Consider the following 16,119-nt stretch of genomic DNA (forward strand, 5'->3'; position numbering starts at 1 on the left):
CTCAGTCCTCGACCGGTCGCTTGGTGCGCATCAACTTCACGTACAGGCCCTCGACCTTCTCCCGCGCCCACGGGGTCTTGCGCAGGAACGACAGGCTCGACTTGATGCTCGGGTCACTGGAAAAACAACGGATGTTGATGCGTTCGGCCAGGCCTTCCCATTGGTAATGCGCCACCAGCGCGGTGAGGACCTGTTCCAGGGTGACGCCGTGCAGTGGGTCTTTGTTTGTCGCGGTCATGCCGGGCCTTTTGTGCAGAAAAGAAGAAAACGAAGCCGCGCACCTTAGCGGACGGGCCGTGCGGGTGGAAGCGTTGCCTTCACTATAGGCCACTGTTCGATCGTTCCCACGCCCTGCATGGGAATGCCGAATTGGACGCTCTGCGTCCCTCGGTCGACGCAAGTTTTAACCCTGCGCAATGGTGACGCAGAGCGTCACGGCATGCATTTCCACGCAGAGCGTGGGAACGATCAGCGTGGGAGTGATCGAGCGGGGTTTGGGAAAGTTCCCCTTGGCAGGGAAAAAAGTGATGTTATATTGTAACGATAACTATCAAAGGGTATCGAATCCCTTACCGTTTTCAGCCTTCTCTTTTTGCCGTTTGCCAAGGAACGACCGATGTCCCTCTCTTCTCTCTGGCGCCTCACCCCGCTGGCCGCCGCCCTGTTGATCACCTCCCAGGCCAACGCCCTGGAACTGCAACCCCAAGTCATCACCGGCAACCCGCTGGGCAGCGAAACCCTCGCCTCGCCCACCACCGTGCTCGAAGGCGATGACCTGACCCTGCAACAAAAAGGCAGCCTGGGTGAAACCCTGAACAAGCAGCCCGGTGTGTCGTCGTCGTACTTCGGCCCGGGGGCCAGCCGGCCGATCATTCGTGGCCAGGATGGTGACCGCATTCGCCTCCTGCGCAACGGAGTCGGCGCGCTGGATGCCTCGTCGTTGTCCTATGACCACGCGGTGCCGCTGGACCCGGTCAACGTCGACCGCATCGAAATCGTGCGCGGCCCGGCCGCCCTGCTCTACGGCGGCAGCGCCATCGGCGGCGTGGTCAATACCTTCGACAACCGCATCCCCACCGAAGCCATCGAAGGCATTCACGGTGCCGGTGAATTGCGCTACGGCGGCGCCGACACCACCCGCAGCAGCGCCGGCAAACTGGAAGCCGGCAACGGCACCTTCGCCTTGCACCTGGACGCCAGCGCGCGGGAATTCAACGACCTGAAAATCCCCGGTTTTGCCCGCAGCCGTCATGCACCGCCAAGCGAAGACGGTGAAGGCAAGAACGGTCGCCTCGGCAACAGCGACGGACGCCAGGACGGTGGTGCAGTCGGCGGTTCCTACACTTGGGACGACGGTTACGCCGGGCTGTCCTACAGCAACTACGACAGCAACTACGGCTCCCCGGCCGAGCAGGACGTACGCATCCGCATGAAGCAGGATCACTACGCCTTTGCGTCCGAAATCCGCAACCTGCAAGGCCCTTTCACCTCGGTCAAACTCGACGCCGGCTATACCGACTACAAGCACATGGAAATCGAAGGCGGCGAGACCGGCACCACCTTCAAGAACAAGGGCTACGAAGCCCGGGTGGAAGCGCGACACTTGCCGATCGGGCCGTTCAACGGCGTGGTGGGCGCCCAAGTCAGTCGCAATGAATTCTCGGCCCTGGGTGAAGAAGCCTTCGTGCCGCAGACCGATACCAACGCCGGCGCGCTGTTTATCCTCGAAGAAATGCAGGCCTCCGAGCGCCTCAAGCTGAGCCTCGGCGGGCGCCTGGAACACACTAACGTCGACCCGGACGGCAAGGGCAACGCACGCTTCGTCAATGCCGACAAATCCGCCGACTTCACCGCCGGCAGCCTGTCGTCCGGCGCGGTGTACACCCTCACGCCGATCTGGTCCCTGGCCGCCACCCTCGGCTACACCGAACGTGCCCCGACCTTCTACGAGCTGTATGCCAACGGCGCTCACGTCGCCACCGGCACCTATGAACTGGGCGACGCCAACCTGTCGAAAGAAAAAGCCGTGTCCAGCGACCTGGCACTGCGCTTCGACAACGGCACCCACAAGGGCAGCTTCGGCGTGTTCTACAGCCACTTCTCCAACTACATCGGCCTGCTGGGCAGCGGTCGCACCTTGAATGACGAAGGCGAGGAAGACGCCGGCGGCATCCCTGAGTACAAATATTCCGGTGTGCGTGCGCGTTTCGCAGGCTTTGAAGCCCAGGATCACATCAAGCTGGGGGAAGGTGCGTACGGCAAGTTTGCGCTGGAACTGTCGGGCGACTACACCCGTGCAACCAACCTGGACACGGGTGAAGCGTTGCCCCGCATTGCGCCGTTGCGTTTGAACAGCGGCCTCTTGTGGGAACTGGATCGCTGGCAGGCGCGGATTGATGTTGAACACGCGGCGGGCCAGGGGCGGGTGCCGGATAACGAAAGCGGTACCGACGGCTACACCACGTTGGGCGCCAGCGCCGGCTACCGCTTCAATGTCGGCGGCAGCCAGTGGCTGGCGTTCGTCAACGGCGAGAACCTGACGAACCAGACCGTGCGCTACGCCAGTTCGATCCTGCGGGACATCGCCCCGGCGCCGGGTCGAAGTGTGCAGGTCGGGTTGCGCACCACCTTCTAACTGACTGCACTCGGTTAAAACTGTGGGAGCGGGCTTGCTCGCGAAAGCGGAGTGTCAGTCAATACATGGGTGACTGACTCACCGTCTTCGCGAGCAAGCCCGCTCCCACATTGACTGTGCCCACTTCGAACAGGTGGTGGGGTTAGTACCGCGCATCCACGGGCTTACCCCCCTTCGGCCAGTCCTTCACCTTGTCCGGGAAATCCGGACGAGGTTGTTGGGAGAAGTACGCTGCCACATCCACCGCCTCCTGATCCGACAACCCGCCCTGCCCCAACGGGAATTTCTCGTGAAAACCGATCGGCATGTTGCGTTTGACGAACGCCGCCGCCGTGTACAGCCGCGCCATCCCCGCCCCGATATTGAACGACTGCTCGCCCCACAACGGCGGGTACACCAACTCGCCATCCGCCCGCGTCAACCCTTGGCCATTGTCGCCATGGCACACCGCGCATTGCCGGGCGTACACCTGCCTGCCATTCTGCATATCCGGCTTGATCGCCGGGTCGACCTTGCCCACCCCGCGCCCGGCGACTTTATCTTCGGGCCTGGTGTTGTTTTTCATCCAGTCGAAGTACGCCACCATCGCCTGCATATCCGCCGATTCCGCTGGCAACGGCTTGCCATTCATCGAGCGACGGAAGCAGCCGTTGATCCGCTCTTCCAGGCTCACCACCTTGCCCGCACGCGGCGCATAGCTCGGGAAAAATGCCGAGACGCCCACAAACGGCGAACCATCCGCCACGGTGCCGGCGTTGAGATGGCAGCTGGTGCAGTTCAGCGAGTTGCCCACGTTATTGGGCAGCAGTTCCTTGGTCTGCAGGTGCAGGCGCATGCCGCGTACCACCTGATCGGCATTCGGCGCCGCCAACAATTCGGCCAGGCGTGGGGTTTCAAACGCTGACGAATCGGTGGTGACCGGGTTGAGCTGGCCGCGCATTTTCTTCACTTGGGCAGCCGTGACAGGCGTGCCTTCGTTGCCCCAACTGCTGCGCGCGAAACTGAGGATTTCAGCGATTTCCTGATCCGCCAACCGCGCAAACCCAGGCATGGTGTAGACCCGTGGATGGGCTGCGGTCTCGGCGGTTTCCCAACCGGTGAGGGTGATGTGCAGCAGTGACGTCGGGTTGTTCGAGGCAACGCTCGGGTTGCCGGCCAACGGCGGGAACAGCCCTTTCACCCCGCCGCCATCGCTGCGGTGGCAGTCACTGCAAAACTGCATGTAACCCAGGCCACCACGGCTGGTGAACAAGTCCTTGGGCGGTGCGGCGGGTTCGTGGGCCACGGCGGGCATCGGCAGGTCGTCCTTGCCCGGCGGCAGGGATTTGAGATACGTCGCGATGGCGGTCAAATCGGCATCGGTGAAGTGTTGGGTACTGTGATGAATCACATCCGCCATGTTGCCCGCGACCGTGGCAAAGCGGTTCTGCCCGGTCTTGAGCAATTGCACGGTGTCGTCCACCGTCCACAGGTTGCGCAGGCTCAAGGCGCGCCAGTGCTCGACAGTCTCACCGGCCAGGTAATGCCGGCCACTGCGGCCCGCGTCGCTCATGGCTTTTTCCTGGAAGGCGATGCCGCGCGGGGTGTGGCACGAGCCGCAGTGGCCCAGGCCCTGGACGAGGTAGGCGCCACGGTTAAGCACGTCATCCTTCGCCGGGTCCGGCACGAATGGTTGCTTGTCGAGAAACGCCAAATTCCACAACGCCAGGCCCCAGCGCTGGTTGAACGGGAAGCCCATCTCGGCGTCCAGGTTGGGTTTGTTCACCGCCTCCACGCCCTGCATCAGGTAGGCGAACAAGGCGCGCATGTCGCCTTCGCTCATCTTCGCGTAGGACGGGTAAGGCATCGCCGGGTACAGGTTCTGCCCGGCCGGCGTCACGCCTTCACGCATCACCCGGTCGAACTGCTCGAAGGTGTACTGGCCGATGCCGGTGTCACGGTCCGGGGTGATGTTGCTCGAATAGATCGTGCCCATCGGCGTGCCCAGTTCCAGCCCGCCGGCCATCTGCGCGCCTTGCCTGGCGGTGTGGCAGGCGATGCAGTCGCCCAGTTGGGCAACGTATTTGCCCTGTTCGATCAGCGTGGGGTCGGCTTCGTTGGCGTGCAGGGGAAGGGAAAGGCACAGCACCACCCCCACAAGGCCCAGACGTGACAGGGGAAAAATCATCGCACTATTCCTTTAATAACCCGGCCTGGGGCGGTCCCCTCGGCGCAGGTCTGCAATCGTTTTTATTGGGTCATCAGGCAGATAACCGGGGCATGGCCAGCCCCAGCTTTGTTGTAGCGGATTTTTTGCGCGCGGCCCTTGATGTGGATCAGGCGGCATGTTCTACAGTGGAACTGAAATTGACTAATTGACGCGGGCATCGATGTCGGCGAGGAGAGCAAGGATGCGTTATTCACCCTTTGTGGGGCGCATTGGCGGCGAATCCGTCAGTGCCTGGGATATTCACTACGCCGCCGCCGAAGCCCAACTGCGTGGCGAAGACGTGATTGTGCTCAGTGTCGGCGACCCGGATTTCGCCACACACAGCGCGATCTGTGAAACCGCCGTGGACGCCCTGCGCGCCGGCGACACCCACTACACCCCTGTGCTCGGCCGCCCGAAACTGCGGGAAGCCATCGCGGCCCGGCAGAGCCTGCTGCAAGGGATTACGGTGCACGCCGACAATATCGCCCTGGTCGCCGGCGCGCAGAATGGCCTGTTCGCGGCCTGCTTGTGCCTGTTCAGCCACGGCGATGAAGTGCTGGTGCCGGAGCCGATGTACCTGACCTACGAGGCCTGTGTCCAAGCCACGGGGGCACGCATTAGAACCGTCGAACAACCGGCCGCCAACGGCTTTCGCCTGACCCGCACCGCGCTGCAAGCCGCGATTACCGACAAGACCCGGGGCATCGCCCTCGCTACACCGTGCAACCCCACCGGCAACGTCTACTGCCGCGAAGAGCTGGAAGCCGTCGCCGAAGTGGCACGCGCCCACGACCTGTGGGTGATTTGCGATGAAGTGTATGGGCAGCTCATCTATGACGATCAACACCTGAGCATCAGCGCGTTACCCGGCATGGCCGAGCGCACGGTGGTGCTCAACAGCCTGTCGAAAAGCCACGCCATGACCGGCTGGCGGGTAGGCTGGGTGGCAGGCCCGCCCACGTTGATCAGCCATCTGGAGAACTTGCTGCTGTGCATGATTTACGGCCTGCCAGGGTTTATCCAGGCGGCGGCGCTCAAGGCACTGGAACTGGATGAGGCCGTGGTCAGCGATGCCCGTGCGGTGTATCGGCGCCGGCGTGACCTGGTGGTGAACGCGTTGAGTGCGATCAGCGAGCTGGACTGCCGAGTCCCCCAGGCGGGCATGTTCATGCTGGTGGACGTACGCCGCACCGGGCTCAGCGGCCGGGAATTCGCCTGGCAACTGTATCGCCAGACCGGCGTATCGGTGCTTGACGCCCAGGCGTTTGGCCCCAGCGCCGAAGGGTTTGTGCGGGTTTCGTTTACCGTCGCCGATGACACCCTCAGGGAGGCTTGCCAGCGCATTGCCGGCTTCGTCGAAGGGCTTGGGGCCGACGCCGCGCCTTTACGTGATCGCCGATAACAGGTAGCGGCTGTACCAGGAATTGGGCTACGAAAAACGCGCCTTCGAAATGGGCAAGCGCCTTGGTTAAATCAACCGTTGGTAAGATGCCCCTTGATGACCTGTACGTATTTCTGTACGTTTCAGCCATTAAGCGAGGACTCAATTATGGAAACTATCAACTACACCCATGCACGGGCCCATCTCTCGGACACGATGGATCGGGTAAACGAAGATCGTGCCCCTCTGTTGGTGACCCGGCAAAAAGGTGAACCGGTGGTCATGATCTCTCTCTCAGAGTTCAACGCTCTTGAAGAGACGGCCTATCTGCTGCGCTCTCCCAACAACGCGGAACGCTTGATCAAATCGATCAACAGCCTGCGAGCCGGAAAGGCCAAGCCGAGGCAGTTGATTGAAGAATGAAAATACTCTTTACGCCTGAAGGCTGGGACGACTACCTCTGGTTTCAACAAAACGACAAAGCTGGGCTCAAACGCATCAACTTACTGATCAAATCGATCCAGCGTGATCCTTTTGACGGCGTTGGCAAACCAGAACCACTCAAACATAACCTCAGTGGTTTCTGGTCCAGGCGAATCACAGCGGAACATCGTCTGGTGTACGGGATTGAGGAGGGTGAAATACAGATCCTCATGTGTCGCTATCACTATTGACGCCATTTACCGTCAGGATCCTGCCTTGACCTGATCCCCCTCCCCGCTGAAAATGCGCGACGCTTTTCCCGTCTCCCCGTTTACTGAAGTAGTGAAATTTCAATGTCTGATTCCCGCACCGAAGAATCCGTAGTCGCCTTGCAATCCAAAGCTGAATACGAAAACGCCATCAATCTTTCACAGCACGTGCCGGCGGCCAAGACCATCAGTGAAATGGTGCTGGACGCGTTCCACACCTCCAAGGAAAGCGACCAGATCCGCGAGCTGCGCGTGGCCATCCGCCAGGCCCACGACGCTTTCGACGACGACAAGGCCTACGACCTGATGGGCGAGCTCAAGCAGCTCAAGGACGCCGAAGCCGCCGACAACGCCGCCCTCGAAGACCTGAACAGCAAGTTCTCCATCAGCCGCATCCTGTCCAGCTTCAAGGACGACCCGGAGTTTCAGGAGCTGGTCTACGGCCTGGCCCTCAAGGTGCTGAACCAGACCCACCAGGCCATCAGCAACCCGAGCGCCGGCAAAGGCAAGGCTTCCCGCCCGAAGAAGGAAGTGGAAGTGTTCGCCATCAGCAAGGACGGCATCAGCGTCACCCTGCCGCTGCGTTCGCCGCGCTCCAAGCCGAACGTCGACCGTGAGGCGTTTGAATTCCTCGGCTTTACCTTTGTCGGTGAAGGTGACGAGGCGGAACTGGAAGTTGAAACCTTTGTGGATAACTCGGGCGCCGAGCAGCCACTGACGCGTAAAAGCATCATCACCGCGCTGCAGCAGCAGACGGCGTTTGAGGGCTACAGCATCGCCCAGCAGTAACTCGATCTAAATGTGGGAGCGGGCTTGCTCGCGAAGACGGTGGGTCAGTCACGCATGCATTGACTGACACTCCGCTTTCGCGAGCAAGCCCGCTCCCACATTTGACCTGCGTCGCAGCGAATTCAGCCTACGACTTGAGCCGCAAACACCTCGCGAAACCGCTGCATCTCATCAGCATTGCCCACGGTGACCCGCACCCACTGCGGCCAGTTTTTCCACACGCGCCCAATCTTCACGCCCTGCTCGCCCAGCCGCTCGATGACCTGTTCCGCCGGACGGCGCACATCAATCATGAAACAGTTGCTGTGAGACGCCGTGCAGGTGAATCCGCGGTTTTTTAGCCAGGCCACCGTCTCATCCCGCAACCGGGTATTGAGCGCCTTGCGCGCCGGCACCAGTTGCGCATCCGCAAGGCTGGCGCGGGCGGCCAGCAGGCTGGCGGCCGCCGGCACGTTGTCCCCGCCAAACACCGCCAGTTGTTCCAGCAGCTGCGGATGACCGATCGCAAGCCCCAGGCGTGCGCCAGCCAGGCCGTAGATTTTCGAGAACGTGCGCAGCACCAGCAAGTCGTCATGGTCCTTGACCCACGCCACACAACTGGGTGCGTCACTGAAGTCGATGTAGGCCTCGTCCACCAGCAAAATGCTGCCCTGGGGTTTGCGCGCCAGTGCCTGTTCGATGGCCTTGGCGGGTGTGAGGGTGCCGGTGGGATTGTTCGGGTTGCAGAGGTAGATCAGGCCGGGCTGGCGGTCAACGGTGAGCATGGCGGGAAGGTCATGGGCGTGATCGGCGGTGAGGTCCACTTCACGCACCCTGGCCTTGCACGACTCGGCTGCCTGGCGCGGAACTTCGTAGGAAGGCGTGGCCATCACCAGGCTGCGGGTTTCGCTGGTAAACGCCAGCACCGCGTAGCGCAACGCAGCCATGGAGCCGGCGAACACCGCCACCTGTTCCTCCAGAATGCCCTGCTGTTTGGCAAACTGTTCGACCAGCGCGTACATGTCCGGGTACGGGTAGCGCCCCGAAACGGCAATACCGCGCTGCATGGCCTGCCGCGCAGCCGGCGAGGGCCCGTAGGGGCTTTCGTTGTAGTTGAGCAGCACCTCGGGCGCCGCCGCGGCGGGGCTTGCCTCAGCCCAGTCCAGGCGACCCAGCAACGGCAAGGCCGCGCCCAGTGCGATCAGGGAACGACGACTCACGTTGACCATGAAGACCTCTCCTTGTCGGCTCGCAGCTTCAGGTGCGGGATTCGCCCCCGTTCCTGCAATTGGGTATGACGAGGAAAACAGCCGGTGATTTACCCAACCAACAAAAAGCCCCGCACTTCATACCGAAGGCGGGGCTTTTGCGTTTCCGGCTAGTTGGAATGAAAACGCCGGTTCAACGCGATCCGCTTGGCCTCCACTGCCCGCAGGTGTTGGTGGTGACGGCGCCACAGCAACAGCACGATGATCAGCACCAGCACCACCAGGCCACCGCCCCACAGCAGGTACGGCATGGCCGTGATCAACAACGGCGCATCCCCACCGCGACGCAGGCTGGTGACTTCTTCGGAACTGACGCTCAGCGCCGGGTTGCCGAAGGTGTGCAGGCTGTAGTTGGCGATGGCGGCGATTTGCGCGTCGTTCAGGTCACCGCCCAGGGCCGGCATGCTCACGGCGCCGTCGGCACCTTTGCGGTCGATGCCCGCGATGATCGCCATCACCAGGTTGTTGGCCTGGTTGCCGTTGAGCGCGGTGTTGAGGCTCAGGGACGGGTAGAACTTGTCAGCCGAGCCCTGGCCATCGCGGCCGTGGCAGCTGGAGCAGGCCGAGTTGTAGAGGCGTGCGCCATCCAGTCCGGTGGCGTCGGCCAGTGAGGCTTGATCGCCCTGGCCGGTTTCCAGGGTGCTCATGTCCACCGGCTTGACGTCACGCACCACCCGCTCGGTTTGCCCGGGATCGCGGATCGGCGGCACGTTGTGCAGGTAGGCGGCCATGGCATGCAGGTCGCTGTCGCTGAGGTAGCGGAAGCTGTTTTCCACGGCTTCGGCCATGCCGCCCGCGGCTTGGGCCTTGTCGGCGAGGTGACCGTTTTTCAGGAAGTTGACCAGGTCGTCCTCGCTCCAGTCGCCGAGGCCACTGACCTTGTCGGAGGTGATGTTGGGCGCAACCCAGCCCCCCAGTTTGGCGCCGGCCAGGTACTGGCTGTTGTCCTCGGCCATCAAGGCATTACGTGGGGTGTGGCAGGCGCCGCAGTGGGCGAGGTTGTCCACCAGGTACTGGCCACGGCTGGTCTGTTCGGTGGCGCCAGGCTTGGGCACGAAACCCTGGCTGTCGAGGAACACCAGGTTCCAGCCGAACATCAGTTGGCGGATGTTGAACGGGAACGCCAGGTGCGTTTCCGGCACCGGCTGGTCCACGGCTTTGACGCCCTGTTGCAGGTACACGTACAAGGCGTGGATGTCGTCATCGCTCATGCCCTGGTAAGAGGTGTAGGGCATCGCCGGGTACAGGTGCTGGCCCTTGGCGTTAATGCCTTTGCGCAAGGCGTCCGCCAGTTGTTGCTCGGTGTAGTCGCCGATGCCGTAGGCCTTGGACGGGGTGATGTTGCTGGAGATGATCTTGCCCATGGGCGAGTCGATCACATACCCGCCGGCCAGCGGCGCGCCGCCATTCTCGGCGGTACGGTGGCAGGCTTCGCAGTCGCCGGCACGGGCGACATACGCACCTTTCTGGATCAGCGCGGCAGTGTCTTCAGCGGCAAACACCGGCAACGCGGTGAGCAGCAAGGCCAGCAATGGAAATTTAAGCAATCCCATGACCTAGACCTCCCGCGCAATGATGTCGGCCATACGGATACTCAGCGCCACGCCGGCCAGGGTCGGGTTGATGGTGCCGGAGGCCGGTATCACCCCGGTGGTGGCGAGAAACAGGTTGGCGTGGTCGTGGGTGCGGCACTCGTGGTTGACCACCGAATCCTTGGGGTTGGCGCCCATGATCACGGTGCCCATCAGGTGGTCGCGGTTCTGGTAGCCGGTGTTGTCTTCCACCACCGTGCCGCCCATCAGCTGCACGAAGTGCGCATAGTCTTCAGTGACGCCGGCCTTGGCCGCCTTCACGTAGTCGCCCACCTCGTAGTTGACCACCAGCATCGGGATGCCCAGGGCGTCCTTGCGGGTGCGGCTCGGGCGCACGGTGTTGGTCTGCAATGGCAGGGTTTCATACACGGTAGAGACGTCGACCCAACGCGCCGCATCGTGGCGGATGCGTTCGTCCAGCTCCTTGCCGTACACGCCCTGGGCGATCAGCCGCTTGGCCACGGCAATGTTCGGCACGTTGTTGGAGATCGAGTGTTTGACCGAGGCCCGCTCCTTGCGGAACTCGCCGTCGCGGCGGTTGAAAATCCCGCCCTGCTGCACCGCGCCGCGTCCCGGCCACAACGGCTCGTCGGCGATAAATTGCAGGCCTTGGCCAGTGTGGTCCATCAGGTTGCGACCGACCTGGTCGGAGGAGTTGGCCACCTCGGAAATCAGCAGCAGCTTGGGGGTTTCCAGGCCGTGGGCGGCAACGATGAAGTACTTGGCAGTGAGCCGCACATCGGCGCCGGTGGAGCTGCGGTAATGGATGGCGACGATCTTGTCGTCCGCGCCTTTTTCCAGCTTGTAGGCGGTGGCGTCGGTGATCAGCTTGGCGCCGGCCTGTTCCGCATGGCGGGCGTGCACGTCGCCGCTGTACATCGCGCCGATGGGGCAGACCGGCATGCAGTTGTTGTTGCCGCTGCACGCCGGGCGCCCGTCGTAGGGTTCAGTGGCACGGCCATTGGGCTCATGGATAAAGTGATACCCCGCCGGGGCCATGCGTTCGCGCAGGCGCTGGAACAGGTAGGTATCACCTTCCGGCGCCATCGGGTACGGGCTTGAGCGTGGCGGGAACGCGCCGCCGCCCTGCCCGCTCTGGTCCTGGGTGTCACTGCCGCATACGCCCAGGGCAATTTCCGCACGCACGTAATAGGGTTCCAGCTCGCTGTATTCCAGCGGCCAGTCGCGACCTACGCCGTAGAGCGTCTTGAGTTTCATATCGTTGGGCAAGTAACGCCAGCACGCTGCCGCCCAGTGCCAGGTGGTACCGCCCACCAGTTTCAACATGCCGGGGCGGAACTCGAAAGAACCGGTGTTCTCGATGTATTGCTCATCATAAGAATGATGGGCCCACGGTTCATTCGGATAGGGTGAGTTGTAATTGCCCTTGTTCGACGAATTACGGAAGTTCTCGACTATCTTCCAGCGGGGAATATGTTCACCCGCTTCCAGAATAATCACCGACTTGCCGAGTTTGGCCAATTCAAAGGCTGCGTTACTGCCTAATGCGCCGGAGCCAACCACAATGACATCGGCGTCAAAATCCTGATTCATAAAAGTGCCTTGTCTTAGTCGTTGGCCAGCGTGGCCGGAGGATTGACCCAGTAATTGGTTTTTCCCCGGGAGTACGTCGGGATCACCGTGGCGTCCGCGGTCGGCGCATAGGCCAGGGCGCCGGTGAAGGTGACCAGGCGCGTGCCGTCGGTGGCGCGCAGGGACACCGGCGTGCCGGTGTAGCCCAGGTACCAGGCGGAGACGATTTTCTGCGTCGTGTCCTTGATCACCGGGTCGGCGTAGAACGGGCTGCCGGACAACTGGCCGACGTTGCGCAAGTGATGCTGGCCAACCTTGCTCCACAAGGCTTTGATCTTCTCGGGGAATGCAGGGTCGTTCCGGGTGCACTGAGCCAGGATGCGCAAGGACAAGGCGGCATCCAGGTTCGAGCGTTCGAGGAGGAACATCGACAGTTGGCGGAAGGATTCAATGTCGTCGCTGGCGGCGCTGCTGACTTCCTGCGCCAGCGCGGCACCTGCCCACAGCGGGGCAAACAGGCCAGCACCGGTCAAGGCTGCGCCTGAATACAGGAGTTTTCTTCGGGTTATCACGGGATATCTCCTCATGAGTCGAACAACTATCGGCGCACGGGCCTAGTTCGACTTCACTGCAAAAGGCTGAGTACTTCGTTCACGGAGGTTGAACGGACTTTAAGAGCCCTTTTTATAACTGCCAGGAGAACGCCAAGCTGTCGTGCAGCTTGTTAATGATGAGAATGAGCAACAACGCGACCGTCTATAACAGCCGCTTAAACACCGTACAGCAATTTATCCTGCAATAACATGAAACATCCATTTGGATGTTTGCTCAGTTGTGCAGGTAATCCGCGAGGGGATACTTCGCGCACAAGGCTTGAGCCTGCAAGCGCAGGGATTCCTGTGCATTCGGATCCAGGGTGAACTTGTGCTCGTTGAGGGGCGTGACCGCATCGAGTACCCGGCACACCAGTTCGACGACCTGCCGACATCCATCGGCGTCGAGCTGGCGTTGCGCCAGGGAGCCGGTGCCGATACACAACCCGCCAGCGACGAATGATGGTCGCGTCTCTCCCGGTGCGCGATGCTTGTCCACGATGATGCCGCACTGCTCCAGCGCCGCCTGGGCGATGGCACCGGTGATGCCGCCACGCAAGCGAATCAGCACCGAGTGGTTTTCACTGCGCCCGCCCACCACCTCGTAGTCACAGGCCTGGAACGCGCTGGCCAGTTCGTCGGCCGTGGTGCGAATACGCGCCATCCAGGCGTCGAAATCCGCGGACATGGCGTAGCCGAATGCCGCCGCCTTTGCCGCGATCATGTTGAAGGCCGGTGCGCCCTGCATTCGTGGGAACACGGCTTGATCGAGGAGCCGGCTGAAGCTGGTCTTAAGGCCCGGCACCTTGGTTTCGGCGTCGCGACCGGAAAGGATCAGGCCGCCACGCGGGCCGCCCAGTTGTTTATGGGTGCACAGCGTAGTGACGTGGGCTGCGTCGATCGGGCTCGGATGGCGCCCGGTGGCGACCAGGCCGGCGATGGTCGAAATGTCCGCCAGCAGGATCGACCCGGCTTCGTCGGCAATCCCACGCAAGCGCGCGAAATCAATGGTGTGCGAGTAGGCCGTCGCCCCGCAGATGATCACGCGCGGGCGATGGGCCAGCGCCAGTGTGCGCACCTGGTCGTAGTCGATAACACCCTTGGAGGTAGTGCCGTACCTGAGCGCCTTGTAGTTCGCGCCGGTGAACGCGACGGGGCTGGCGTGGCTCAGATGCCCGCCGTGATCGGGGGCCATGCCGAGCACGGTGTCTCCCGGCTCCAGCAAGGCCGCCAGTACCTGATAGTTGGCAGTCGACCCCGAGTGTGATTGCACACCGGCGTATTGCGCACCGAACAGCTCACGCGCTCGGCGCACAGCCAGGGCTTCGACCCGGTCGGCATTCTCGCAGCCGGCGTGATGACGCCAGCCGGGCGTGCCCTCGGCGGTCACGTTGACCAGCAGCGAGGCGGACGCCGCCAGGATATTCGGCCTCACTGCGCAGGACGAAGCGGCCAGCGACAGCGTCTGGTGTTGGCGCGTGACTTCCGCATCCAGCAACGCTGCCAGCTCCGCGTCTTCTGCCCGTAGATCCGCCAGCCCTCGTTGCAGCAGGTCGGCCTGGTGGGTAAGTGGTTGCGTGTCGACTGCCATTGTCCTGTGTTCCTTCCCTGAAAATCCCGTGCGCCTTTCCGTTGGGCGCAGGGCAATTAAGCAGAAAAATGAACATTTTCCAAATTAAATGATTCTTTTTGGCCGCACACAGGGGGACAAGACGCGGTTTTTCCTGGCTGAATGCTGGCCAATCGCCAAAAAACTGATCACGGTCTTTATTCTTGTGGCAGGCGCATGCAACACTTCGCGCCGCGGCGAAGCACGCACCCCCAGCGCAACATGGACGCTCTGTGTAGAACATAAGGAAGTGGTGGGCATTTGATTCACAGAAAAGAACGCACCGAGTATTTGAAGAGCAATATCAAATACCTGATCAAAAGCCGCGGAGAGACGCAGCTGTCGTTGTGCAACGCGGCCGGCCTGACCAGAACCACGATCTACAACATTCTGGAAGGCAAGGTCGTTAACGTACAGCAGTCCACCATCCGCAAGATCTCGGATTTCTTCGGCGTTTCCTATGAAGAAATCGAGACCCTCGACTTCGAAGAAAAAGAGATCATCGACAGCAGTATTTCCCCCCAGGGCAACATGAACCCTGCTGCCGTGCCGATCATCAAGCAAAGCCAGGTCATGGCGAGCATGGACAAGCGCATTGGCGAACTCGCCACGCTGTACCCGCTGACCTACTACTTCGGCACTTCCTACAACTTGATAGCCGTGCTGCTGGAACATGCGATTGCCGGCGTCAACGAGCCGGGCGATTTGTTGATCGTGCAGAAAGGGACGTCGAGCGACGACAAGGAAAAGTTGGTGTACGACAGGCTCAGCAAAAAACTATTTATCACGGATCAAGCGTGTGTCAGCTCGGATCGTATCTGTGTGGTGGGAGATATCATCGAGGAGCGCTTCAATGACAACGTATGAGCACGAAGTCGAGAACAGCAAATACAAGTTGCTGGGGTTCGAGAATGACAAGAGCCTGGCGGTGATCATGGTGATCGCCACGGGCAAGATCATTCGGATAAAGCTGAGCGAAGTGCTGAACAGCGAAATCATGGACAATTTAAACAAAATGGAAGTGAAGAACATGTACAAGAAGTTCTACTCACAGGGCGGAGCGCTGACCGCGTACGACCTCAACGACCGCAACGAGAACTCATGGATGATTTACATCATCCTGAACCTGCTGCTCTTTACGTTCTATATCTTCACCAGCATCGCCGCGACCAAACCTATTTACCTGGAGTCGCTGGGCATTATCGTCACGCCCGGCACGTTCCTTTACCCGCTGACGTTTCTGATCGTGGACTTGCTCAACGAACAGTTCGGCCTGCGGCTGGCGAGACGGGCCATCCTGTTTGCGTTTGCCAGTAACGCGATGATCATCATCCTGCTCTACGGCTCGACCTTCCTCCCCGGTTTGCCAGGCTGGAAGCTCGACGGGCCTTACAACGACGTGATCATCCAGGTGTCGTCGGTGCTCATCGCCTCTTCGGTTTCGTTCCTGGTGTCGGAGAACATCAACTCGTACCTGCTGTGCAAGATCAAGGAGCTGACCAATTCCAGGTACCTGTTCCTGCGGATTTTCCTGAGTACGTTCTTCGCGGTGATCATCGACAGTTTCCTGTTCTGCTTCATCGCGTTCTACGGCGCCATGCAGACCAGCGACATCCTGAACATGATCTACGTGCAGATCGCGATCAAGGTTTGCTTTGCCTTCTTCAACATCCTGCCGGCCTATGGCGCCCGCTCGCTGTTCAAGCGCTACATCACGGGCGATACCCAGGCCCAACCACACGCCAGTTGATGATCGCTGATGATCGTTCCCACGCTCTGCGTGGGAATGCCGCGTTGGACGCTCCGCGTCCGCCTTTGTGACGCGGAGCGTCACGGGATGCGTTCCCACGCGGAGCG

Annotated in this window: 14 protein-coding genes; 7 read left to right on the forward strand and 7 right to left on the reverse strand. The window is 61.3% G+C overall.

What is annotated here, in order from left to right:
- Window position 1 precedes the first annotated feature (1 nt).
- Window positions 2–238, reverse strand: a complete 237-nt coding sequence (locus C0058_RS26570; RefSeq protein WP_003216406.1) for a VF530 family DNA-binding protein — start codon at window positions 236–238, stop codon at window positions 2–4.
- Window positions 239–616: 378 nt separating this feature from the next.
- On the opposite strand from C0058_RS26570, the gene C0058_RS26575 reads away from it, so the two are divergent.
- Complete coding sequence (locus C0058_RS26575) at window positions 617–2,635, forward strand: TonB-dependent receptor (protein WP_102369851.1); 2,019 nt, start codon at window positions 617–619, stop codon at window positions 2,633–2,635.
- A gap of 142 nt (window positions 2,636–2,777) precedes the next feature.
- On the opposite strand, the gene C0058_RS26580 is transcribed toward C0058_RS26575, so the two are convergent.
- Window positions 2,778–4,802: a c-type cytochrome gene (locus C0058_RS26580; protein WP_102369852.1), complete on the reverse strand. Its 2,025-nt coding sequence runs from the start codon at window positions 4,800–4,802 to the stop codon at window positions 2,778–2,780.
- A gap of 223 nt (window positions 4,803–5,025) precedes the next feature.
- On the opposite strand from C0058_RS26580, the gene C0058_RS26585 reads away from it, so the two are divergent.
- From C0058_RS26585 to C0058_RS26600, 4 genes are all read left to right on the forward strand, one after another.
- Window positions 5,026–6,228 (forward strand): pyridoxal phosphate-dependent aminotransferase, encoded by a 1,203-nt coding sequence (locus C0058_RS26585; protein WP_102369853.1) that lies wholly within the window; start codon window positions 5,026–5,028, stop codon window positions 6,226–6,228.
- A 147-nt stretch (window positions 6,229–6,375) separates the two neighbouring features.
- On the forward strand, window positions 6,376–6,630 hold the full coding sequence (locus C0058_RS26590) for a type II toxin-antitoxin system prevent-host-death family antitoxin (RefSeq protein WP_087692805.1): 255 nt from the start codon (window positions 6,376–6,378) through the stop codon (window positions 6,628–6,630).
- Entirely contained in the window at window positions 6,627–6,881 is a 255-nt protein-coding gene (locus C0058_RS26595; protein ID WP_087692806.1) for a Txe/YoeB family addiction module toxin, read from the forward strand. Before C0058_RS26590 ends, C0058_RS26595 begins: the two co-directional genes overlap by 4 nt.
- Window positions 6,882–6,983: 102 nt before the next feature.
- On the forward strand, window positions 6,984–7,688 hold the full coding sequence (locus tag C0058_RS26600) for a hypothetical protein (protein WP_003216395.1): 705 nt from the start codon (window positions 6,984–6,986) through the stop codon (window positions 7,686–7,688).
- 122 nt (window positions 7,689–7,810) lie between these two features.
- Here the strand turns inward: C0058_RS26600 and C0058_RS26605 are convergent, their stop codons facing one another.
- The 5 genes from C0058_RS26605 to glyA form a co-directional block, all read right to left on the reverse strand.
- On the reverse strand, window positions 7,811–8,896 hold the full coding sequence (locus C0058_RS26605; protein WP_102369854.1) for a pyridoxal phosphate-dependent aminotransferase: 1,086 nt from the start codon (window positions 8,894–8,896) through the stop codon (window positions 7,811–7,813).
- Window positions 8,897–9,045: 149 nt separating this feature from the next.
- Window positions 9,046–10,488 carry a cytochrome c gene (locus tag C0058_RS26610; RefSeq protein ID WP_102369855.1) on the reverse strand — a complete coding sequence of 481 codons (1,443 nt, stop codon included), beginning with the start codon at window positions 10,486–10,488 and terminating at the stop codon, window positions 9,046–9,048.
- 3 nt (window positions 10,489–10,491) lie between these two features.
- Window positions 10,492–12,081 (reverse strand): GMC family oxidoreductase, encoded by a 1,590-nt coding sequence (locus C0058_RS26615; protein ID WP_102369856.1) that lies wholly within the window; start codon window positions 12,079–12,081, stop codon window positions 10,492–10,494.
- A gap of 14 nt (window positions 12,082–12,095) precedes the next feature.
- Entirely contained in the window at window positions 12,096–12,632 is a 537-nt protein-coding gene (locus C0058_RS26620) for a sugar dehydrogenase complex small subunit (protein ID WP_023659207.1), read from the reverse strand.
- A gap of 256 nt (window positions 12,633–12,888) precedes the next feature.
- The gene (gene glyA / locus C0058_RS26625) at window positions 12,889–14,244 is read right to left on the reverse strand and encodes a serine hydroxymethyltransferase (protein WP_102369857.1); all 1,356 of its coding nucleotides are present in this window, start codon (window positions 14,242–14,244) and stop codon (window positions 12,889–12,891) included.
- A gap of 279 nt (window positions 14,245–14,523) precedes the next feature.
- Here glyA and C0058_RS26630 point away from each other — a divergent pair, with 279 nt between their 5' ends.
- Together C0058_RS26630 and C0058_RS26635 are read left to right on the forward strand one after the other, a co-directional pair.
- Entirely contained in the window at window positions 14,524–15,129 is a 606-nt protein-coding gene (locus tag C0058_RS26630) for a helix-turn-helix transcriptional regulator (RefSeq protein WP_003216382.1), read from the forward strand.
- Window positions 15,116–16,012: a queuosine precursor transporter gene (locus tag C0058_RS26635; RefSeq protein WP_003216380.1), complete on the forward strand. Its 897-nt coding sequence runs from the start codon at window positions 15,116–15,118 to the stop codon at window positions 16,010–16,012. The genes C0058_RS26630 and C0058_RS26635 overlap by 14 nt, the downstream gene beginning before the upstream one ends.
- Window positions 16,013–16,119 lie beyond the last annotated feature (107 nt).

Origin of the sequence: Pseudomonas sp. NC02 (assembly GCF_002874965.1) — a bacterium.
Lineage (GTDB): Bacteria > Pseudomonadota > Gammaproteobacteria > Pseudomonadales > Pseudomonadaceae > Aquipseudomonas.

Excerpts from the sequence above, each read along its gene's own strand:
- C0058_RS26570 (WP_003216406.1), bottom strand. The coding sequence starts at position 238 with ATGACCGCGACAAACAAAGACCCACTGCACGGCGTCACCCTGGAACAG.
- C0058_RS26575 (WP_102369851.1), top strand. The coding sequence starts at position 617 with ATGTCCCTCTCTTCTCTCTGGCGCCTCACCCCGCTGGCCGCCGCCCTG.
- C0058_RS26580 (WP_102369852.1), bottom strand. The coding sequence starts at position 4,802 with ATGATTTTTCCCCTGTCACGTCTGGGCCTTGTGGGGGTGGTGCTGTGC.
- C0058_RS26585 (WP_102369853.1), top strand. The coding sequence starts at position 5,026 with ATGCGTTATTCACCCTTTGTGGGGCGCATTGGCGGCGAATCCGTCAGT.
- C0058_RS26590 (WP_087692805.1), top strand. The coding sequence starts at position 6,376 with ATGGAAACTATCAACTACACCCATGCACGGGCCCATCTCTCGGACACG.
- C0058_RS26595 (WP_087692806.1), top strand. The coding sequence starts at position 6,627 with ATGAAAATACTCTTTACGCCTGAAGGCTGGGACGACTACCTCTGGTTT.
- C0058_RS26600 (WP_003216395.1), top strand. The coding sequence starts at position 6,984 with ATGTCTGATTCCCGCACCGAAGAATCCGTAGTCGCCTTGCAATCCAAA.
- C0058_RS26605 (WP_102369854.1), bottom strand. The coding sequence starts at position 8,896 with ATGGTCAACGTGAGTCGTCGTTCCCTGATCGCACTGGGCGCGGCCTTG.
- C0058_RS26610 (WP_102369855.1), bottom strand. The coding sequence starts at position 10,488 with ATGGGATTGCTTAAATTTCCATTGCTGGCCTTGCTGCTCACCGCGTTG.
- C0058_RS26615 (WP_102369856.1), bottom strand. The coding sequence starts at position 12,081 with ATGAATCAGGATTTTGACGCCGATGTCATTGTGGTTGGCTCCGGCGCA.
- glyA (WP_102369857.1), bottom strand. The coding sequence starts at position 14,244 with ATGGCAGTCGACACGCAACCACTTACCCACCAGGCCGACCTGCTGCAA.
- C0058_RS26635 (WP_003216380.1), top strand. The coding sequence starts at position 15,116 with ATGACAACGTATGAGCACGAAGTCGAGAACAGCAAATACAAGTTGCTG.